Origin of the sequence: Neptuniibacter pectenicola (assembly GCF_001597735.1) — a bacterium.
GTDB classification, from domain to species: Bacteria; Pseudomonadota; Gammaproteobacteria; order Pseudomonadales; family Balneatricaceae; genus Neptuniibacter; species Neptuniibacter pectenicola.
Window position 1 is genome coordinate 382808 of the sequence record NZ_LUTS01000002.1, and the last position, 21554, is coordinate 404361.

Here is a 21554-nt window from a genome sequence, read left to right on the forward strand (position 1 = left end):
CTCACGTGTGGCCAGAAAGTAGCGAACAGAAACAGGAATTGCGCAGCGGTTTAACGACCGGATGCTGTGCGACGGCTTGTTGTGTGGCCGCTGCACAGGCATTACTGGCCCGTAAACAACCAACTAAGGTTGAGGTGTTACTGCCCCGTGGACAATTAGTTGAGCTATCGATCGAATGTTACCAGCCGCTTGAGGGTGGGATGCGTACGGCGACCATTAAAGATGCGGGGGATGACCCTGATGCGACGCATGGGGCGACGGTATTTGTTGAGCTGCGTTTAACGCAAGAGAAAGGGGTTCGATTTAAACCTGCAGCAGGTGTAGGCACCGTAACCCGCGTTGGTCTAGCGCTTGATGTGGGTGAGCCTGCAATTAACCCTGTTCCCAGAAAAATGATGCTAGAGCACTTACTTAACGCGGCTGAGGTGTATCAATACGAGGGTGGGTTTGAGGTATCGGTGGGGGTTGAAAACGGTGAACAGATCGCGTTAAAAACCATGAACCCACGGTTAGGTATTTTGGGTGGTTTATCGATTTTAGGGACGACGGGCATCGTCAGACCCTACTCCTGCGCCGCTTATATCGCATCTATTCGGCAGGGGGTTGATGTTGCTCGGGCGAATGGTGTCACGCATATTGCCGCGACGACAGGCAGCTCAAGTGAAGCGGCGATTAAACAGTACTATCAACTGCCAGACATGGCGTTAATTGAGATGGGTGATTTTATAGGGGCCTTGTTGAAGCACTTGAAGAAAGCGCCGGTAGATAAAGTCACCATTTGCGGTGGGTTTGGCAAAATCAGTAAGCTGGCCAATGGTCATATGGATCTGAACAGCCGCACATCGAGCATTGAGTTTTCGCATTTAGCGGAGATGGCGGTTGCGGTAGGCGCAGATAGTCAACTTGCCGATAAAATATTACAGGCCAATACCAGTATTGAAGTATTACACCTCTGCCAAGCGCAAGGGTTAGACCTTGCTGCAGAGGTGTGTCGCCGAGCGTTACGTGTGCTACAGACGATGTTAAAGAATACCCATATAGCGCTTGAGGTCTGGGCAATAGACCGTAAAGGCGAATTTGTAGGGCATATGACCGCCGAGGACCTACGATGAAAATCTTGATGTTAGGGGGCACGTCCGATGCGCGAAAAGTGGTCGAATCACTTGAAGATAAGGGATTGCTGGCTACCTTTCAGATAACGTATAGCGTGGCGGGTTTAGTGCGTGTACCTAAGTTTTCGTGCGAGGTCATTAGTGGTGGGTTTACGCAACGTGGCGGGCTAGTCGACTACCTGAGCACTGAAAGATTCGACCTTGTAATCGATATTACCCATCCGTTTGCTTTACGTATGAGCAGCGCGGCGGTGGACGCCTGTAAACAGTTGAAACTTCCCTGTTGGCGCTTTCATCGGCCCGCTTGGCAAGCGCAAGAGGGTGATCAATGGCAACGGTTTGAGGACTGGGATGACATGGTTAAGGCGACCGCAGATTATGCGTCGTTGTTTTTGACCGCCGGCCAACTACCCCAAGATGTGATAGATCGGTTTACACAACAGACGGTGTTAACAGGGCAGAAACAGGTGATTCGAACCGCTGCGCCTCCTAACGCTGAACTGCCCGACAGTATGCAGTGGATAAAAGCGATTGGGCCGTTTAACCATGATGCTGAAAAACAGTTGCTCCTTGATTACAACGTGGACCTGCTCGTGAGTAAAAATAGTGGTGGCGTGGCGACTGAGGCTAAGTTATCAGCCGCGCGGGAATTGGGTATCCCTGTGTTTATGTTAGAAAGGCCGGTATTACCGATGGCCGATTGTTTACTCCATTCAGTCGATGACGTGATAAATAAACTTGTTAAAAAAGGGTTGAGCAGTGACCACAATGTATGAGATCAACCCGCAGGCCATTGAACAGGAAAGTTTTCGTCAGATTCGGGCGTTGACGGATTTAACCGATTTAACCTTAGCGCAGCAGCAAGTGGTGATGCGGATTGTCCACAGCGTAGGAATGCCTGAGATCGCCAGTGCTGTTCGCTTTAGTGCCAACGCGTGTGAATCCGGTATTGCGGCCCTGAAGCAGGGGGCCCCTATTCTGTGCGATGTGGAAATGGTTAAACAAGGTATTACAAAGCGGATGATTGATCAGCCGCCCCTGTGCTATTTGAATGATGAGCGTGCGGTTGCGTTGGCGGAAGTGAGTGGTGAAACACGTTCGATGGCGGCGGTAGCGCTGTGGCGTGAACAGTTAGCCGGTAGTGTGGTGGTGATTGGTAACGCGCCAACCGCACTGTTTCGGTTGTTAGAGCTGATTGAGCAAGGGGCCGAAAAGCCGGCGCTGATTATCGGTATGCCGGTTGGCTTTGTGGGTGCGGCTGAGTCAAAGCAGCATCTGTGGGATACACATCAAGGGTTAGGTATTGAGTGTATTACCTTATTGGGTCGCCAAGGGGGCAGTGCCGTAACGGCAGCCAGCTGTAATGCATTACTGCGTTGTATTCGCGGGGAGTACTACTGATGGCCACCGGAATTTATGTGGTTGGCCTAGGTGTCAGCCATGAAGCCGACCTATCACCGGAAGCATTGCAGGTGCTACAACAGGTTGATCTTGTCGTAGGATCGGAGCGGCAGTTAGCAACATTAGTGTCGTTGTTACCTGTAGGTAAAGCGACATTATTGCTGCCTAAACTAGAGGCTTTGCAGGAGCTGATCGATGAATCGTTAGCGGCCAACCGATCAGTGATGATCCTCGCGTCTGGTGATCCACTTTTTTACGGGATTGGGCGTTGGTTTAGTCGTCATTTTTCAGCCGAACAGCTAACCTTTTATCCGGCTGTATCGAGCCTGCAAGTGGCATGTCATCGTTTAGGTATCGCGTTGCAGGATGTGGAGGTGCTCAGCTTACATGGCCGCCCCTTATTAAAACTACGCACGCGCTTGCGTCAACATCAGCCTTTACTGATTTTAACCGACGCCCACAGTACGCCAACAGCGCTCGCCCAAGAATGTATCGCCTGTGGTTTTGTAGATGCCAAGGTCACCGTGTGTGAAGCCTTAGGTTACCCCAATGAGAAAATCAGAGGATTTACCGCTCAAGAACTGGTGAGTGAAAGCTGCCAGATTGAGTTTGATCCTCTACATGTCTCCCTGCTTGAGCCTGGATGTAACCGTGGTTTTTTGCCGGAATTTCCGGGTATTCCTGATCAGCATTTTGTGACCGATAAAGTGGGGGCTGGCCGTGGAATGCTGACTAAACGGGAGGTTCGGTTATCGATACTCTCTCAGTTGCAGGTGGCTAAAGGGGAATGTGTTTGGGATATAGGTGCCGGTTGTGGCGGTGTGTCTGTGGAGTTGGCGTACTGGAATCCGAATAGCCCTATTTATGCGATAGAGCATCATGCTGATCGCCTCGGTTGCCTTGAACAAAATCGTCAACGGTTTGGTGTCGTAAGCAATCTTTCTATTGTAGAGGGGCGCGCACCGCAAGCATTAACCGGTTTGCCTGTCCCGGATAAGGTCTTTATTGGTGGCAGCGGGGGTGAGTTGCCCGCGTTATTAAGCCACGTCTGGACGTTACTACCTGTGGGGGGCGTTTTACTCTGCTCAGCGGTGACTGAAGCGAGTAAACACCATCTATACCAGTTTTATGAAACGCGCTTAGGATCGGCCGATAGCCATTATGAAACACTTCAGGTGGCTGTGAGTCATGGTAACTCGTTAGCGGGGCAGGTTATGTACCGCCCGAGTTTACCCGTTACGCTTTATGTATTTAAAAAGGAAAGCCGGTAATGAATGTTGTTAAAGGGCGGTTTATCGGTGTGGGTGTTGGGCCGGGTGATCCTGAACTGCTGACCGTTAAGGCGTGGCGTTTGATTCAGCGAGCCCAAGTTTTGAGTTTTTTAACCAACGAAAAAGGGGACTCGCAAGCCCGCAGTATTGCCATTGATGCGATTGATTCCGCTGAATCGGTTCAGCAGCAGATCCCTATTTGTATGCCGATGCTGAAAGATCGGCGTTTGGCGAATGCCGCATACGATCAAGGTGCCAAAGCGATTAGGAAAAAGCTAGACGCGGGTGTAGATGTGCTGTTTCTGTGTGAAGGTGATCCGCTCTTTTATGGCTCGTTTAGTTATTTATTGGATCGCTTAGAAGACAGCTATGAGTGCCAAGTTGTGCCGGGGATTACCTCGGTGAATGCTGCCGCCGCTAGCCTCGTTCAACCGTTGACGATGTTAAAAGAATCGTTTGCGGTGATTAATGGTCGGCATAGCGATCAACAGATCTTAGCTGCATTAGCCCATTACGATGCGTTGGTGATTATGAAAGCTGGGCAAGCTCGTCCACGTCTGCTTGCGTTGTTGGCGCAATCAGGCCGTAAAGATGATGCAAAATACCTTGAATATATCGGGCGTGATAACCAACAGATTATTAGTGATATTGATGATCTGGACCCTGTTGAGGGACCCTACTTTTCGTTATTTGTGATTGCGCCTTGTCGCGATAGGGTATCTTGATGATTCGTGTTATCAGCCTGACCGATAAAGGAAAAATGCTAGGGGAACGTTTAGTTTCTTTGTTAGATGGGGCGGCCTTGTGCCATAAGCCCCAGCCGTTTAGTGAACAGGTTCAGGCCTACTTTAATGCCGCGGATCGACTGATTTTTATCTGTGCGACAGGCATTGTTATGCGTACCTTGGCGCCTGTCCTAGAGGATAAATATAAAGACCCTGCGGTACTGGTATTAGATGAGCAAGGGCGTTTTGTTATCTCTTTATTATCGGGGCATGAAGGGGGGGCGAATGAGTGGGCATTGCAAGTATCCGTTTTGATAGGTGCGGAGCCTGTGATTACAACCGCGCAAGCCTATTTGCAGCCAATCTATTGTGTCGGTATGGGGTGTGAACGCCATTGCCCTGAAGAGGAGCTTGAGCGTTTATTGATGGCCTCATTGCAACAACAGGGCCTCTCTATCGAACAGATTAGCTGTCTAAGCAGTATTGATATTAAGGCGGATGAAAAAGGGCTTATCTCATTGGCCGCCAAGTTAGCCTTGCCTTATCGCACGTGGGATAAACAGCAATTAGGCACGGTTGAGGCGCAATTAAGTACCCGCTCAGAGTATGTCTATAACACGGTAGGGGTTTATGGCGTTGCCGAGAGCGCTGCCCTGTATAGTGCGCAAGATTATGCCCGTGCGAATGGGGGCGCGAACAGTACCCCGTTAAGTGAACATGAACAGATAAAAGCCGAACTGGTTATGAACAAGCAGAAAACCACTAAAGCAACCTGTGCAATCGCTAGAGCTTACCTAGGTTAGCGGCCTTGTAAGCCATAGATTGTATTAATGGATCATATCAACAGATTAGAGATGTCGATGAGTCAGTTATACGTAGTAGGAACCGGTCCGGGGGATGCACACCTTGTTGCCCCTAAGGCATTGTCAGCGATTAAAGCCAGTAGTGACTTAGTGGCATATGGTTTGTATTTAGATCTCCTTGGTGGTGTGTGTGATAACAAAACACACCATGACCTACCTTTAGGTGAAGAGATTGGCCGTGCGCGGCTAGCCTTAGATCTTGCGGCCAGTGGTAAAACCACCGCGTTGATCTCCAGTGGTGATATAGGTATCTACGCCATGGCGACCTTGGTTTTTGAACTCTTGGATCAACAGCTTCAGGGTAAAGAGAATCACCCTGAATGGTTAGATGTGGAGATCGAAGTGATCCCTGGCATTTCAGCGATGCAGGCGGGTGCGAGTCGCGTGGGTGCGATGCTAGGTCATGATTTTTGTACCGTATCCCTGTCGGATTTACTGACGCCTTGGGAAACCATAGAAAAACGTATTCATAGTGCAGGCTGTGGTGATTTTGTTATCTCATTTTATAACCCGGTCTCGAAAAAACGAGATTGGCAGCTTAATAGTGCTCGTGACATTTTATTGCAATACCGTCCTGCAGAAACACCTGTATTACTGGGGCGTCAGCTCACCCGTGAGGATGAATCAGTGCGGATTATTCAACTGGATCAGTTGGATGCGAAAGATGTAGATATGTTCACGATGGTGAGTGTCGGTAATAGTGAATCAAAACATATTGTAAACGGTAGTAAAGAGTGGGTTTATACGCCCCGAGGTTATTCTAAAAAGCTATGACGGTTTATTTTATAGGTGCAGGCCCCGGCGATCCGGAATTGATGACACTGAAAGGTCATCGTCTTTTACAGCAATGCCCTGTCGTGCTGTATGCAGGTTCATTGATTCCGCGTGAAGTGCTGGAATCTGTTGAAGGGACGGCAGAAAAGATTATAGATACTGCGAGTATTGACCTCGATGAGATTACTCAGCATATTCAGCAGGCTGACCATGAGGGCCTGAACGTAGCGCGGTTACAGTGTGGTGACCCTTCGCTTTATGGCGCAATTGGTGAGCAGATCCGTCGCTTAGAGGCATTAGGTATTGCCTATGAGGTGATCCCCGGTGTCAGTGCGGTCGCGGCATCGGCGGCTTACCTGAAAAAAGAGCTCACACTGTCCGGCGTCTCGCAAACCATTATTATGACCCGGTATGAGGGTAAAACACCGTTTCCTGAGCGGGAGCGTTTACCGCAGCTAGCGCAAAGTGGAGCGACGTTAGCGATCCACTTGGGGGTGACGCGTATCCACAAGATTGTCGAAGAGTTGATCCCCCATTATGGTGCAGATTGCCCGGTGGCTGTGTGTTACCGCAGCTCTTGGCCAGATCAAGATAAAGTGGTCGGGACATTAAGCGACATTGTTGAAAAAGTACGTGCAAAAGGGTTTACGCGTACTGCGTTAATTTTGGTGGGTCATGTATTGGATTGTGATGATTTTGAAGAGTCTTATCTCTACGCCAAAGACCAAGCCCATGTATACCGTCCTAAAGTGAAGCCAAAAACACCACGCACCGTTAAGCGTGATATAGGCTAAATCGAATAGCAGTTAAGCGTTACAACATTTGAGAGTAAAAAGAATGCAATTAAATAAGATTCCAACAACGGTCGTCACTGGGTTTTTAGGTAGCGGTAAAACCACCCTACTATCGAATGTGCTGAAACAGGCCGCGGGTAAACGTATCGCTGTTATTGTGAATGAGTTTGGTGAATTAGATATAGACGCGGACCTACTGCGTAGCTGCCCATTGGAATGTGATGATGAGCAAGCCACTACTTCGGGTGGCGAAAATGGTATCTATGAGCTCGCCAATGGCTGTATCTGTTGTACCGTTGAGGAAGAGTTTCTTCCGGTGATGAAACAGTTAGTTGAACGTCGTGACGACATTGATCATATTCTGATTGAAACCAGTGGACTGGCGTTACCAAAACCGTTAGTTCAGGCGTTTAACTGGCCGGGTATTAAAGAGTATTGCACGGTTGATGCCGTGATCACTGTGATTGATGGACCGGCGGTTGCTGCGGGGCGTTTCGCCCATGATGCCGCACAAGTACAAGCACAGCGTTTAGCCGATGAAAGCCTTGACCATGATCCAAGCTTGCAAGAGCTGTTGGATGATCAGCTGAGTGCTGCCGATCTTGTGGTTGTTAGTAAAAATGACCTATTGGATGCCGGTGAGCGGGAACGGGTTCAGGCGGTGATTAGCGCTAAAGTACCGCGTGCAGTTAAGACCACCTATATCAGTCACGGTGAAGCGGAATTAGATACGCTGATGGGGCTCGATGCCGCAGCGGAAGAGCGTATCCACGATGTGCATAACCACCATGATCATCACCATGCCCATGGTGAGCATCACGACCATGCCCATGACCACTTCGACTCTTTTGTTATTACATTGGGCGAAGTGGACAGCGATAAGCTGCAAGTGGCGCTTAAAAACCTATTAAGTGAATTTAATATCTTCCGTGCTAAAGGCTTTGCCGCACTGCCAGGTAAACCGATGCGACAGGTACTGCAAGCGGTTGGTAAACGCTTAGATGTGTATTTTGATCGTCCATGGGGTACCGATCAGCCGAAAACACAACTGGTGTTTATTGGTAAAGGTATTGAAGCCTCCGTCATTCAAACGGCCCTCGAAACGGCATTGGTGTAAGCACCGCTAAACACTATGCACTTACTTGCTGCCCAACCCGGTGGTTTTGTTGATGATGAAGGTATTATCGACTTAAACCAGACACCGGCTGACATTGTGATCCTCTCCGCCGCGGACAGTAGTCTTGCGGCTTTAGCTTCGGCTGTCTCTCTTTTCCATGAACAGGGGGGGCAAGAACAGCCTGTGCCGACAGGTTTACCTGATGTCCGTTTAGCCAATTGGATGCAATTGCTAAAACCCGCTGCGTATGACCTGTATGAACACAAAGTGTTGGAGCAGGCGAGGGTGGTGGTGCTATCTCTGTTGGGGGGCGCAAGCTATTGGGCTTATGGCTTTGAGCGTTTACAAGCGTGGGCGGCAGGCGATAGCGGACGCACGCTGATTATTGTGCCGGGTGATGAGGCATTGGACCCCGAGTTGATGCAAGCAAGCTCCGTGTCTGAGGATGAATGTATTCGGGTTTGGCGCTATCTGCGTGAAGGGGGGATCGATAATGCCCTGCATCTGCTTAATGCGTTGAGCAGTGAATATCTGCATCTGCCTTTACGTTGGCACGAGCCAAAAAAACTACCGAAATGCATGCTGTATATGCCGGGGTTAGCGCATCATTTAGGGCAGGCGACATTTGTTGAATGGCAGCAGCGTTGGGCCGTCCAAGATGGAAGTCATCGACCTGTCGCGCTGCTACTGTTTTATCGCAGCCATCTACAAAGCGGAAATACTGAGATGTTTACTCAGTTGATCCATACATTAGAAGCGGAGGGGATTAACCCGCTGCCGATAGCGATCACCTCCCTGAAAGACCCCGAATCTTTAGCATTGGTGAATGCGTTACTGGAACAAAGCCAAGCACAGCTCATTATTAACAGTACGGGTTTTGCCTCGAATACAGTGGCGAGCCCTGATCTATGCTCGCAGCCCAGTGAGTTTTATTCACCGTTTGTGCGTAAGGTGCCTGTGCTTCAGTTGGTTTTATCGAGTAGTACTGAGGCGGATTGGCAAGCCCATAAACAGGGACTGCGTAGTCGTGATATCGCGATGCAAGTGGTGCTGCCCGAGATGGATGGGCGTATTCATACCCGTGCATTAAGCTTTAAGAACGAAGCGTATTATGATGACCTTAGCCAAGTCTCTGTTGTGCGCTATCAATTACATCAAGAGCGGGCCACCTTTGTTGCGAAACTAGCAAAACGCCATGCGTCCTTAGCGATTAAGCCAAATGCAGAGAAACGTATCGCCGTTATTTTAGCTAACTACCCGACTAAGGATGGCCGTATTGGTAATGGGGTGGGGTTAGATACACCGGCGTCGGCATTGAATATCTTACACGCCTTACAGGGGGCGGGGTATCCGCTGGCGGAACTGCCGGATAGTGGCGATAAACTGATCCAAGCGTTGCTTGGCGCGGTGACTAACAACCCGAATACACTGCATCAACGTCCCTGTTGGCAGAGCCTTTCGTTAGCGGATTATCAGGCCTGCTTTATGCAATTACCCCAGACTGCTCAACAAGCGGTACTGGAGCAGTGGGGGCCGCCGGAAGAGGATATTAAATATCGCAACGGACGGTTAATGCTATCAGGTATTCGCTTCGGTGAAACCTTTGTTGGCATCCAGCCAGCGCGTGGTTTTAATGTGGATCTGGTGGCGAACTACCATGATCCTGACCTTGTCCCACCGCATAATTACTTAGCCTTCTATTTTTGGTTGCGGGAATGCTATGGGGTTGATGCCATTATTCATGTGGGTAAACATGGCAACCTCGAATGGCTACCGGGAAAAGGGAGTGCTTTATCGGCTGAGTGTTGGCCGGATATTGCATTGGGGCCGATGCCACACTTTTATCCCTTTATTGTGAATGATCCAGGGGAGGGTGCCCAAGCTAAACGGCGTACGCAAGCCGTCATTATTGACCACCTTATGCCACCCATGAGTCGGGCTGAAACCTATGGCGAGATGGCCGTTTTAGAAGGGTTGGTGGATGAGTATTACCAAGCGATGGGGATGGATGATAAGCGTCAGCAATGGCTAAGGGAGGAGATTCTGAAGCAGGTGCAAGATACGCACTTGTTAGAGGAACTTGGCGCGGCCGATCTAGCCGATAGTGACAATGTATTAAATGAGCTGGATGCTTATCTGTGTGATATTAAAGAAGCCCAGATACGCCATGGTTTACATATTTTGGGTGAACTGCCGAGCCAAGAGAAATTAGCCGATACCTTAGTGGCTCTACTCCGCTTGCCGAGGGGGGATGACCCCACCGCTCAAGGTATTTTGCATAATTTAGTAGCCGATCTGCAGCTCGACTTTGATCCATTAGTGCTGAGCTCACAACCCTGGTTGGGGGCAAAGCCTGATATTTTAGTGGCGGTATCGGATCAACCCTGGCGCAGTGATGGCGATACCCGTGAGCGTTTAGAGTTGTTAGCACAACGCTTAATTAGTGAGTATGTGCTCACGCCTAAGGGGTTAGATGATCTGCTTGAGCTACCGCGTATAAGCGCGCAGCTTGCTTATGTACGGACTACGATTCACCGTGCGCTGCTACAAAGTGCCGCGCTAGAGATCCAATCGTTGTTGGACGGTTTGCAGGGTGTTTTTGTGAACCCCGGCCCAAGTGGTGCGCCGACGCGAGGGCGTTTAGATACGCTGCCTACGGGCCGTAATTTTTATTCCGTTGATAACCGCTCCATCCCTTCACCCGCTGCGTGGGCGATAGGTGAGCGTTCGGCACAAGCGTTGGTTGATCGCCACCTACAGGAACAGGGTGATTATCCAAGAAGTTTAGGACTCTCTGTCTGGGGTACGGCAACAATGCGTACCGGTGGTGATGATATAGCACAAGCGTTTGCGTTAATGGGCGTACGCCCTATTTGGGCATTAGGTTCAAACCGTGTGGTGGACTTTGAAGTGATCAGCAGCCAACTGTTAGGTCGCCCGCGGGTCGATGTCACGTTGCGTGTTTCTGGTTTTTTCCGTGATGCTTTTCCAAATGTTATGCGCTTGTATGATGCCGCAGTGCAAGCGGTTGCAGCACTAGAAGAACCGGGCACGAGTAATACTATTCAGCAGAATATACAGAGACGCCAGCAGCAGTTGATTGATCAAGGGATGCCTATTGATGATGCGCTTAGGCAGGCCAGCTACCGCGTTTTTGGCAGTAAACCGGGGGCCTATGGTGCAGGCTTGCAAGGGTTAATTGATGAGCGTTGCTGGGAGAATAAGAGTGATCTAGCGGAGGCGTACCTCAATTGGGGAGGGTATGCCTATACCGGTGCTTTTGGTAATAAAGATGAACAAGGCGCCATTAAGGATGATGGTATTGCTGTACCAGAAACCTTTCAATACCAGTTATCCACACTTGAGGCGGTGGTTCAGAATCAAGATAACCGAGAGCACGACATTCTTGATTCGGATGACTACTACCAGTTCCAAGGAGGGATGAGTAACGCGGTTGAAGTGTACCGAGGTGAAGCCCCTGAGGTGTATCATAATGACCACTCTAACCCATTACAGCCTAAAGTTCGCACGCTTAAAGAGGAGCTTAATCGCGTGATTCGCTCCCGCTTGTTAAACCCTAAATGGATCGGTGCGATGCAGGCGCATGGTTATAAAGGCGCGTTTGAAATGACCGCGAGTGTCGATTATCTATTTGCGTATGATGCGACAACTAACCTGATTGCTGACTATCAATATGAAAAAGTCACCGATGCCTTGGTATTTGATCCCCAGAATCGTCAGTTTCTAGAGCAGCATAATCCTCACGCTTTAGAGGAGATGGCTGAGCGTTTATTAGAAGCCACGCAACGTGGATTGTGGCAAGCGCCCGGCGATTATGCGGACCGCTTACAAGATCTGCTATTGGATATAGATGAACAACAAGAGTCGATATAAACCGCATGTTTCTACAGATAACGCCCTTGCTGGGGAAATTGGATAGATGAGCAGATTTAGTTCACCCCATACATTGATGGTGCAGGGCACGACCTCAGATGCGGGTAAAAGTATTTTAGTGACGGCCCTTTGCCGGATCTTAGCGCGCCATCAGATTACAGTCGTGCCGTTTAAACCACAGAATATGGCGTTAAACAGCGCGGTAACGGCTGAAGGTGGTGAGATAGGTCGGGCGCAGGCGGTTCAGGCAGAGGCCTGTTATTTGGCTCCAACGGTTGCGATGAATCCGGTTTTACTTAAGCCTAATAGCGATATTGGCGCGCAAGTGATCGTCAATGGGCAAGCGGTCGGGAATATGAAAGCCACGGAGTATCATCGGTTTAAACCCAAGCTTTTAACCGCCGTTGTAAAAAGCCATCAACAATTACAGCAGTGCTATAACGCCGTTATTGTTGAGGGGGCGGGGAGTCCAGCCGAGATCAATCTAAGAGAGCATGATATTGCCAATATGGGGTTTGCCGAGGCGATAGATTGTCCTGTCATTATTGTGGCAGACATCGATAGAGGCGGTGTTTTCGCTCACTTAGTGGGTACCTATGAACTGCTGAGTGAAACCGAAAAGGCCCGGGTAAAAGGGTTTGTGATTAATCGGTTTCGTGGTGATGTTTCTTTATTAAAACCGGGGCTTGATTGGTTAACTGAGCGTACCGGTGTACCTGTGTTGGGCGTTATTCCTTACTTAGTGAACCTGCATATAGAAGCAGAGGACGCGGTTAATCAGCAGCAAAAAACTACTGCTGATTATCAACAGTTAAAGGTTGTCGTGCCGCTCTACCCAAGGGCCAGCAATCACACCGATTTTGATGTGTTGCGTATGCATCCACAGGTGGATTGTGAGTTCATGAAGGAGGCGTCGCAATTTTCCGGGGCCGATCTGATTGTCTTGCCGGGTAGTAAAAATGTGCGTGCGGATCTGCAATGGTTAATGGATGAAGGATGGGATGAGATTATAAAGCGTCATTTACGTTTGGGTGGAAAGGTGATCGGCATATGTGGTGGTTACCAGATGTTAGGGGATTGGGTTCATGACCCTGACCAAATTGAGTCGAGTGCCGGTTCCAGTGCGGGGTTAGGGCTACTCTCGTTAGAAACCACTTTAACGGATAACAAATGTTTACGTAATGTGACAGGGCATTTGTGCGGCAGTGAGATTGATGTGAAAGGCTACGAGATTCATGCGGGCGTTAGCACCGGCACGGCGTTGGCTAACCCCGTGTTCCAACTGCTCGATGAGCAGGGGCAACCCCGCTTAGAGGGGGCGAGAAATACGGATAACAGCGTATTAGGTACGTATCTACACGGTGTATTTGATCAGCCTGAGCTGTTAGCTGCACTGTTAGGGTGGGCGGGGCTAAAGGATAGCGCAGATTTTGATTATCCGGCTTTTAGAAATCAGCAGATCGATCGTTTAGCGGATGCGGTTGAAGCGGTGCTACCACTGGATAGGTTATTAAGCTTACTGGCGCTTGAAACGAGGCCGTCGGTATGAGTATCGCGTTGAGTGTATTAGTGGCTCTGTTATTAGATTATTTTTTAAAAGAACCTAAACGATTTCACCCCTTAGTCGGTTTCGGTAATGTGGCGGGTTTGCTTGAAAAACGCTTTCATCGAAACAGTAAACAAGGTGGATCTATTGCGTGGTGCTTAGCCGTTTTACCTTGGGTATTGTTCGGTTTTATTTTGCAATACAGCCTGTTGGACACCCCTGTACTCATGGCGGTTGTCGCGGGTATTGTTCTGTATTTAGGCATAGGCTGGCAGAGCTTGTTGGGGCATGCGATGGCCATTGCCGTCCCGTTGAAAGCAGGTGATTTAACCGGCGCAAGAGCGGCGGTGGCCATGATTGTGAGCCGAGATACGTCTGAACTGGCGCCGGAGGCGATCGCCTCCGCGGCGACAGAATCGGTTTTAGAAAATGGTGCGGATGCTATTTTTTCGACCCTGTTTTGGTTTTGTTTACTTGGTATCCCGGGGGTCATTCTTTATCGTCTCAGTAATACCCTTGATGCGATGTGGGGCTATAAAAACCAACGTTATCTAGAGTTTGGTTGGTGTGCAGCGCGCATGGACGATCTATTAAACTTTATTCCAGCGCGGCTTACGGCTGTTAGTTATGCGTTGCTTGGGGATACCGCCGTGGCGTTAAAAGCATGGCGTGATCAGGGGCGTGTTTGGAAAAGCCCGAATGCAGGCCCTGTGATGGCCGCAGGCGCGGGGGCTATCAATGTTTGTTTAGGGGGGGCGGCCGTTTATCATGGTGAGTTACAACAGCGGCCTACGCTAGGCCCTGCATCGGGTGCTAAGCCTTCAGCGAAGAGTATTGAAGAGGCCTGTGAACTGGTTAATAAGGTACTTATTTTATGGGTTGTGGCGATCTATGTTGTGACCGCGCTTATGGTATCCATACAGAGTGCGAGCTTGTGAATGAGGTGGCCCCTAGCTTGAATGTTTTAGTCCATGGTGGCGACCTGGTATCAGCGGCTAAGCGCTATGGTGTTGCGCGGGAGGCGTGGATCGATCTCTCTACCGGCATTAATCCTTGTGCTTATCCGGTACCGCATCTGGAGGCTTCCTGCTTCCAGCAGTTGCCCTATCAGTCTCGCGACTTTGAGGCGGCGGTTACGGCGTATTATGGCAGCAGCGCTTTTGTTGCGTGTAATGGTAGTCAGCAGGTTATCGAATTATTGCCTAAACTGCTGCCTACGTTGCCTGTATTATTACCAGCGCTTGGCTATCAGGAACATTGTAAAAGTTGGCGTAAAGCACAGAGGGGCGTGGGTTCTCTCTTTTGTTATTCTGCTATTGATCAAGTGGCGGCGATTGAACGTATAGAGTCGCAATTGAGGTTGAATAAACCGTTTCATCTTGTGCTGATTAACCCCAACAACCCAACAGGGCTGTTGTTCTCTGTTGAGCGTATAGTCGATTGGGCATCAAGGATGCCGGAAGGTGGCTTTATCATCGTAGATGAGGCCTTTATTGATCTACACCCTGAACAGAGTGTGCTATCCGACTATCATGCTTTTCAACAGGCCAGTAATCTATTGGTTATTCGCTCTTTTGGTAAGTTTTTTGGATTGGCAGGGATTCGTTTAGGTTTTCTCTTTGGGCCCGCTTCCCTCTTGCGTAAAGTGGCGCATGGGGTTGGGCCTTGGTCCGTTAATGGCCCCGCTCAGTCGGTTGCCATCGCTGCGCTTAACGATCATTGTTGGCACGGGCGTAATCGGGCAAGCATTGAGCGAAATAGTGATATCACTGTTAGTTTATTTAGACCGTTGTTAACCCGTATTGGGGCTGAAGCGCTCGGTGCTTCTGCCCTGTTTAGTAGCTGGTGGATTAACAGGAAACAGGCGACTTCGCTCTATACTTTTTTTGCTGAGCGAGGCGTGCTACTGCGTATTATCGATGGCGAGGCGGAATCAGCTGACTTCGCAGGTTTAAGTGTTTTGCGGCTAGGTAGTATTGATGCCGAGGATAAGTGCAGGTTGGCAAGGTTAACACAGGTTATAAACGACTATATTTTAGCGCTGGATTGATTATGTTAAGCGGCTGTCATAACAGCCCTTTAAGGTAAAGTCCTGCGTATATTTTTTAAGTTTTATTGGAGATAGCCCCGTGCCTAAAAAAGGTATTATGGTGTGTGGTCACGGTAGCCGTGATAAAGACGCTGAACGTGAATTTGGCCGTGTAGCGGATGGATTGAAAAAGCGCTTTCCAGATATGCCCGTTGAATATGGCTTTTTAGAATTTTCGGCGCCTAATATTCATATGGGGCTTAACGCACTGCTTGAGCAAGGCGTTGAAGAGATCTATGCCGTGCCGGGGATGCTGTTTGCAGCGACCCATGCTAAAAATGATATCCCTTCGGTTTTGACGACATATGCGGAGAAAAACGAGGGTGTATCGGTACATTATGGTAAAGAGTTAGGTTTGCATCCGGCGATGATTGAAGCGTTTCAGGCGCGTATCTATGAATCCCTCGGACTTGATCCAGAGCATCCGCCAGCGCAGTTGTATGACACTATGCTTGTGGTGGTTGGGCGTGGAACCTCCGATACAGAAGCGAATGCAGAAGCGGCTAAACTAACCCGTATTGTGAACGAAAATATGGGCTTCGGCTGGGCCGATACCGTGTACTCTGGGGTGACCTATCCCTCAGTGGGTGTAGGCTTAGAGCGATTAATGAAGCTCGGCTTTAAACGTATTGTTGTCGCGCCCTATTTTCTATTTACCGGACGCTTAATTAAACGAATTTTTGGTTATGTGGATAAAGTGGCGGCAGAACATCCTGAGTATGAGTGGATTAAAACACCGTATTTAAATGACCATGATAAAGTGATCGATGCGTTTGAAGTTAGAGTACGTGCAATTTTAGACGAGGACGGTGAAACCGCCGACGAGTCGTTAATGGCATCCTTTCAACGCCGTTTAGCCGCAGGCGAAGTGGATATACACCACCATCATGCAGAATTTACCCCTGCCCATGATCATGGAGATCATTCACATAGCCATGCTCACGACCATGCCCACGAGCATAATCATGATCATAGCCACGATCATAGCCATACCCATGAGCACAGCCACTCCCATGGTGTGTACAAGCATATCGGTCATCCGTTAGGTCCACGTACGATGATAGGTGAAGGGATCTGTTGTTGCTTTATGAGCCAGTTCCCGCAAGAGGTTCTTGATGAGGAGGCGGAGCGGGTAGCACGCTGCCAACCTGAGGATGCGTTAGCGCATAAATGAGTGATGGGGTATCAACCCATTTTTTCAATGAAAAGTCAGGGTGTCCTGTTTAAAGGGGCCCCTGACTTTTCATGTTAAGCGGCTTATTTTCTATTTTGTTCAGCAATGATGTGCTGATATGAGAAAAGGTGATGGGAATCTTTATGCGGAGCATGACATGCCGCGCATTGGGTTAAGTCTTTGTTCGCTCTATCACCGTTTGGTTTGAATGCTGCAAAGTCCCAATCATCATTGCCCATGCCTTCAGGGTACTCAGCTGCTGCACCCTCACGTCTTTCCATGACCGCTAAGAGCGCTAGCTTGTTGATCAGGCGTTGGCCTAATGTGGATTCTATCACTTTGCCATCGGCATCTTTTTCTACTTTATACACTTCACCGACAATGACGGTGCCGTAAGGGAGTTGACCTTTATCGTCGGTCCCACTTAGGCCCTTGTCGTTAATATATAACCGAATATGTTGGTCAGGGTTTTGCGTGCGATCGACTGACATATAAGGGGTAAAGTTGGTTAAGTAGTCCGCAGGGAAGTCTACTTCATCTCCAGGCCCTGCCAAGCAGAGAGATGTACTCAGTATGCCAGCAGTAAGCGTTAATATTTTCTTCATTTCTTCGTCCTCACATAATTATATTATTGTTGTGTTTTGAGCTTATGGAAGTAAAAAGCATTAACATGTATTAAATATACATCATACTTTTGAAAAGTATATTATTTGATCAGTTTTTCTTGTGAGAAATGATGAAGTTTATAAGGGTATAGTCGAAAAATTAGCGATATAGAAGGTCGGGGGGGTATCTGAGTTCCAGCTGTGTGCGCTCAGATTTTTTTAACCCTTTGACAACTAAGGCATAGGAGCGATCTATTAAGCGTTCAATCTCTTTTTCTGGCATCGAGTCTTTCAGTACGACACTGTTCCAGTGTTTTTTAGACATATGGTATGCGGGCCGAACTTCAGGAAATATATCCCTTAGCATGATGGCTTCATCAGGATCGCATTTCAGGTTTAAAAAGGCGTAACCGGCAAACTCTGCCCCTAACTCGTTGCCGTTTTTACCGCTGGTGGCTAAGAGGGCAAACATCTTATTTTTAACTTTGAATACCGCTACATCTGGGCCAAAAGGGTAGCTTTTATCGGTTTCAGGTCGTGAGAGGAGGTAGGTCTCTGCGTGTGTGTAATCCATAAAATCACTGATTTATATGCTAATTTAGTTAGGCGCGGATAGGCGTGTGTTATTGAGTAAGGCTATTTAATCTAAATAATACAAGGAAAGAGATGAAAAGCATTCTATTTATAGTGGGGTTTAGTTTGTTATTAAGTGGCTGTAGTGACGATGAGGTGGGGGATGTCTCGCTGGGTTTTTTGACCACTAAAGATATAAAAATTAGCGTCTTGGTTGATCCTATTGTGACGGGCGTCACTTGCCACCTTGCGAATATAGAGGCCGATCTTGATTTCGCTGATCCTAGTGATGGCTCTATCGCGTGTCGCCAGACGGGGGCGATTACCGCAGCGATGATTAATCAGATTGATAAATCCAAATCGGGTGAGGTTGTTTTTAAAAAATCAAAAAGTATTCTTTTTAAGTCGCTAAAGATTCGCCGTATTTACGACGCTTCATCTCAAACGCTGATGTACCTCTCCTACTCAACCAAGGAAACGTCAGGGAGTTATAAACATAGTTTATCCACCGTTCCGTTGTGGGGTACGGCGGCCTATAGGCCACAAACTCAATAGTGTAAGTGTGACCTATAGTCCCTGTTGAGGTGACTATCCTTCCCGTTTAAACCTTAAAATATCGCCTTTAAAGGGGTGTGCTAAGTAGTCCGTATTTATTGGTTTAATATGGGAGGGGGAGTAACCGTATTTATCCATTAATAAACTGAGTTTGTTTTTTCGTCCGCGACCGGGGTCAACAATAATGACTTCGCAGGTGGGTTTAGCGTGGCTATCAATAAAATCAGCTAATTGTTGAATGTGTTGGTTCTCATACAAAAGGTCACTGCCAATGATGAGGTCAAATTGCCCGAGGGAGCTGTGATCTTCCGCCCAATCGACACGCTCAAACTTGATCTCGTCGTCATGGTTAAGATCGGTGTTTCTTTGCAAAAAGGTTTCAACTTCGGGGTGGTAATCCGTGGCGGTAATATTGGCATGTTGTTTGTTCAGTAATAAGCTAGATAGAGCCATACCGCAGCCCACTTCTAAAATTCTTTTACCATCTGTCTCATAGTCAGACATATAGTTTGCGAGCACGAGGCTTGAAGGCCAAATAATACCGAAGAGGGGCCATAGGGCGGAGGATATACCAAGCTCTTCTGCGATACCTTTTGGGTCGCTGAATTGTTGGTTATCACGTAAGGTACACAAGTGGATATCAATTTTTCCAAATTCAACGGTTTGGTATCGAACACGTACGGGGGTGGTCATGACTAATCCTGAATTAAGTAATTGCTATCAAGTATAGGAGAGATGTTTGTCTATTTAGACTACAGCCCTTGTTGTTAAGTGCAATATTTATTATTTATCAGGGCTAGGCATGGTTATTCCGTAGATAGTGGCTATGCTTTGCTTTATGTGTGTACTTTGGTGATATTTGCTTGATGCTTAAGTATTGAATTACCTGAATGGGGTTGTTCAAACTAAGTGTCGTGGCTTTAATTAGCTTTATATATGAAAACCATAAAGCTCTGTTTCGGTTTAGGTGGGTTATTTCTCTCTATTCTTACTGACGGAGCGCTTTTCTTGTGATTACGGGTGATAGTTAATGTCTTGGTTTGGTCGCAGTAAATCTTCAAAACCCTCTTTTGCTGATGCTGAAGTCATCAAAGTTAAATCAATCAGTAGTCGAGAAATATCTACCGATAACCTTGCAGCTCTCGCATTTGAGGGGGCATCTATCTCTTTGGTGATCGCTTTTGTATCACCACATCTGGATTTTGAAAGTACGATTAGACAGTTAAAGGCAGCAATGCCAGATGTGCCCAAAATTGTGGGGGTAATGACCGCGGGCGAGCTAAGCTCTTGTGGCGGTAACTTGTACCATAAAGCGGATAATCATTGGGACCATATCGTTGTTCAGAGTTATAGCAGTGATGTGTTCTCCGATGTGGCTATTCGCTCCGTTCCTTTGCACTGTGAGGATATTCGTTCCGGTAATCCGACCATGAATCGAAAGGAGCGGGTCGCTAAGTTCGCTGAAGAATTTAAACGTATTGATGTTCCATTTGATGTTAATTACCAAGATACGTTGGCGCTCACGTTTTTTGATGGTTTATCTGCAAGTGAAAACTTTTTTATGCAGGGGCTATATGAGAGCGGCAAATTCCCTTGTTACTTTGTGGGCGGTTCTGCTGGCGGTAAATTAGATTTTCAGCAAGCGCTGGTCTTTGATGGTGATCGTGTTGCGCATAACCAAGCGGTTGTAATCTTTGCTAAGTTAGCGCCCAAAATACGTTACGGGGTCTTTAAAGCGCACAACTTTGAAAAAACATCGACCTCCTTTGTTATCGCAGAATCCGATGTTCATACGCGGGTGGTTCAGTCAGCGATTCGTGATGGTAATAATCAGATATCCTCGATTGTCGATTTACTCTGTGATCACTTTAATTGCCCAGCATCGAAGTTAGGTGATGCTTTAGTTGGCTATTCGTTTGCGGTTGAGATTGGTGGCGAGTTATTTATTCGCTCCATTGCGGCGATCAATGAAGGTGAGGGCAGTATCGCCTTTTTCTGTGATCTGGAGTTTGGTGATCGTTTGTACTTGGTCAAAGCTAAGCCTTTTGCGCAAACAACCAGTCAAGCGTACCGTGACTTTTTACAAGGTAAGCCGGGTAAACCGGTGGCAATGTTAGCCAATGATTGTGTCTTACGTCGTTTGAATAACGGGGCAGAGCTTTCACAGATACATGACTTTGATGGTATGAGCGTGGCGGGTTTCTCTACCTTTGGTGAGTTACTGGGTGTGCATATGAACCAGACTCTGACGGCGTTGTTCTTCTTTAAAGTGGAAGAGGGTGAGCGCTTCCGTGATGAGTATGCCGATAATTTCCCATACCATTACAGTAACTTCCGCCAATATTTTTTGAACGCTCGGATCAATAGTTTGGAGCAGATTAACTCTTTACAGAATAATCTGGTTGAATGCATGGGGGCTTATCGCCCGTTGTTACGAAAAATGGTGGTTAGTTTTGACCAGGTTTCCGGTTATGCACAAACAACCGGTAGTGTGTTGAATGATATTCAGCATAAATTTTTAGGTTTTTCGCAAGGTATCGAAGATCAAGGTGAGGCTCGTCAGGAGCTACATACCAAGGTTGAGGAGTTGAAGCAGAATTCGGAAGAAGCACTGTCTATCTTGAGTGTTATTTCGAGCATTGCCGATCAAACCAATCTGTTGGCGCTCAATGCGGCGATTGAAGCAGCACGGGCAGGTGATGCGGGCCGTGGTTTCTCTGTTGTTGCCGATGAGGTGAGGTTGCTCTCCCATAATACGCAGCGCAGCCTAGATGAGACCGGTAAAACGGTTCATGCGGTGACGGGGTCGATTAACGCTATCAGGGATACGATCACTGAAACGGAAACCTTTATGACGAAAATTTCGGAAAGCTCTAAAACTCTGAGCGAAGAGATGAGTAGTCTTGTCGAGTCTTCGGCTCAGGCCAGTGAACAGGTTAGGGAGAGTATTGATTATATCTCCGGTGTTGAAGTCGAGATGGATCAGATTGATAAGGAAGTGGAAGCGATTGAGCGTTTGCGGAAAATAGATATCCAGCGCTAGTGTCTATGGAGGCTGTTC

The 21554-nt window shown here is 48.0% G+C and carries 19 protein-coding genes; 16 read left to right on the forward strand and 3 right to left on the reverse strand.

Going from position 1 to position 21554, the window contains the following annotated elements; translation table 11 throughout:
* Nucleotides 1-5 precede the first annotated feature (5 nt).
* The 14 genes from A3773_RS04330 to A3773_RS04395 all read left to right on the forward strand — a co-directional run bounded on the left by A3773_RS04330 (nt 6) and on the right by A3773_RS04395 (nt 16760).
* Nucleotides 6-1112: a cobalt-precorrin-5B (C(1))-methyltransferase gene (locus tag A3773_RS04330; protein WP_067983449.1), complete on the forward strand. Its 1107-nt coding sequence runs from the start codon at nt 6-8 to the stop codon at nt 1110-1112.
* The gene (locus tag A3773_RS04335) at nt 1109-1888 is read left to right on the forward strand and encodes a precorrin-6A/cobalt-precorrin-6A reductase (protein WP_067983451.1); all 780 of its coding nucleotides are present in this window, start codon (nt 1109-1111) and stop codon (nt 1886-1888) included. The genes A3773_RS04330 and A3773_RS04335 overlap by 4 nt, the downstream gene beginning before the upstream one ends.
* Nucleotides 1881-2513, forward strand: a complete 633-nt coding sequence (locus A3773_RS04340) for a precorrin-8X methylmutase (protein ID WP_067983453.1) — start codon at nt 1881-1883, stop codon at nt 2511-2513. The genes A3773_RS04335 and A3773_RS04340 overlap by 8 nt, the downstream gene beginning before the upstream one ends.
* Nucleotides 2513-3784, forward strand: coding sequence for a bifunctional cobalt-precorrin-7 (C(5))-methyltransferase/cobalt-precorrin-6B (C(15))-methyltransferase (locus A3773_RS04345; protein ID WP_067983455.1), 1272 nt, complete (start codon nt 2513-2515; stop codon nt 3782-3784). Before A3773_RS04340 ends, A3773_RS04345 begins: the two co-directional genes overlap by 1 nt.
* Nucleotides 3784-4509: a precorrin-2 C(20)-methyltransferase gene (gene cobI / locus A3773_RS04350; protein ID WP_067983457.1), complete on the forward strand. Its 726-nt coding sequence runs from the start codon at nt 3784-3786 to the stop codon at nt 4507-4509. The genes A3773_RS04345 and cobI overlap by 1 nt, the downstream gene beginning before the upstream one ends.
* The gene (locus tag A3773_RS04355) at nt 4509-5312 is read left to right on the forward strand and encodes a cobalt-precorrin 5A hydrolase (protein ID WP_067983459.1); all 804 of its coding nucleotides are present in this window, start codon (nt 4509-4511) and stop codon (nt 5310-5312) included. Before cobI ends, A3773_RS04355 begins: the two co-directional genes overlap by 1 nt.
* A 57-nt stretch (nt 5313-5369) precedes the next feature.
* A complete protein-coding gene (cobJ, locus tag A3773_RS04360) occupies nt 5370-6146 on the forward strand; it encodes a precorrin-3B C(17)-methyltransferase (protein WP_075109486.1) in 777 nt (258 codons plus the stop codon).
* The gene (gene cobM, locus A3773_RS04365; RefSeq protein WP_067983463.1) at nt 6143-6940 is read left to right on the forward strand and encodes a precorrin-4 C(11)-methyltransferase; all 798 of its coding nucleotides are present in this window, start codon (nt 6143-6145) and stop codon (nt 6938-6940) included. The genes cobJ and cobM overlap by 4 nt, the downstream gene beginning before the upstream one ends.
* A 43-nt stretch (nt 6941-6983) precedes the next feature.
* Nucleotides 6984-8057 carry a cobalamin biosynthesis protein CobW gene (cobW, locus tag A3773_RS04370; protein ID WP_067983464.1) on the forward strand — a complete coding sequence of 358 codons (1074 nt, stop codon included), beginning with the start codon at nt 6984-6986 and terminating at the stop codon, nt 8055-8057.
* Nucleotides 8058-8072: 15 nt separating this feature from the next.
* Nucleotides 8073-11951 carry a cobaltochelatase subunit CobN gene (gene cobN / locus A3773_RS04375; protein ID WP_067983466.1) on the forward strand — a complete coding sequence of 1293 codons (3879 nt, stop codon included), beginning with the start codon at nt 8073-8075 and terminating at the stop codon, nt 11949-11951.
* Between the two features lie 46 nt (nt 11952-11997).
* Nucleotides 11998-13500, forward strand: a complete 1503-nt coding sequence (locus A3773_RS04380; RefSeq protein WP_067983468.1) for a cobyric acid synthase — start codon at nt 11998-12000, stop codon at nt 13498-13500.
* The gene (cbiB, locus tag A3773_RS04385; RefSeq protein WP_067983470.1) at nt 13497-14435 is read left to right on the forward strand and encodes an adenosylcobinamide-phosphate synthase CbiB; all 939 of its coding nucleotides are present in this window, start codon (nt 13497-13499) and stop codon (nt 14433-14435) included. Before A3773_RS04380 ends, cbiB begins: the two co-directional genes overlap by 4 nt.
* Nucleotides 14432-15547 carry an aminotransferase class I/II-fold pyridoxal phosphate-dependent enzyme gene (locus A3773_RS04390; protein ID WP_067983472.1) on the forward strand — a complete coding sequence of 372 codons (1116 nt, stop codon included), beginning with the start codon at nt 14432-14434 and terminating at the stop codon, nt 15545-15547. Before cbiB ends, A3773_RS04390 begins: the two co-directional genes overlap by 4 nt.
* Nucleotides 15548-15644: 97 nt before the next feature.
* A complete protein-coding gene (locus A3773_RS04395; protein ID WP_067983574.1) occupies nt 15645-16760 on the forward strand; it encodes a sirohydrochlorin chelatase in 1116 nt (371 codons plus the stop codon).
* An 83-nt stretch (nt 16761-16843) separates the two neighbouring features.
* Here the strand turns inward: A3773_RS04395 and A3773_RS04400 are convergent, their stop codons facing one another.
* Together A3773_RS04400 and A3773_RS04405 are read right to left on the reverse strand one after the other, a co-directional pair.
* Nucleotides 16844-17365, reverse strand: coding sequence for a cytochrome P460 family protein (locus tag A3773_RS04400; protein WP_067983474.1), 522 nt, complete (start codon nt 17363-17365; stop codon nt 16844-16846).
* 160 nt (nt 17366-17525) lie between these two features.
* On the reverse strand, nt 17526-17939 hold the full coding sequence (locus tag A3773_RS04405; protein WP_067983475.1) for an MmcQ/YjbR family DNA-binding protein: 414 nt from the start codon (nt 17937-17939) through the stop codon (nt 17526-17528).
* Nucleotides 17940-18031: 92 nt separating this feature from the next.
* Here A3773_RS04405 and A3773_RS04410 point away from each other — a divergent pair, with 92 nt between their 5' ends.
* A complete protein-coding gene (locus A3773_RS04410; RefSeq protein ID WP_067983478.1) occupies nt 18032-18493 on the forward strand; it encodes a CreA family protein in 462 nt (153 codons plus the stop codon).
* A gap of 33 nt (nt 18494-18526) precedes the next feature.
* On the opposite strand, the gene A3773_RS04415 is transcribed toward A3773_RS04410, so the two are convergent.
* Nucleotides 18527-19186 carry a class I SAM-dependent methyltransferase gene (locus tag A3773_RS04415; protein WP_067983480.1) on the reverse strand — a complete coding sequence of 220 codons (660 nt, stop codon included), beginning with the start codon at nt 19184-19186 and terminating at the stop codon, nt 18527-18529.
* Between the two features lie 337 nt (nt 19187-19523).
* On the opposite strand from A3773_RS04415, the gene A3773_RS04420 reads away from it, so the two are divergent.
* Entirely contained in the window at nt 19524-21536 is a 2013-nt protein-coding gene (locus A3773_RS04420; protein ID WP_067983482.1) for a methyl-accepting chemotaxis protein, read from the forward strand.
* Nucleotides 21537-21554 lie beyond the last annotated feature (18 nt).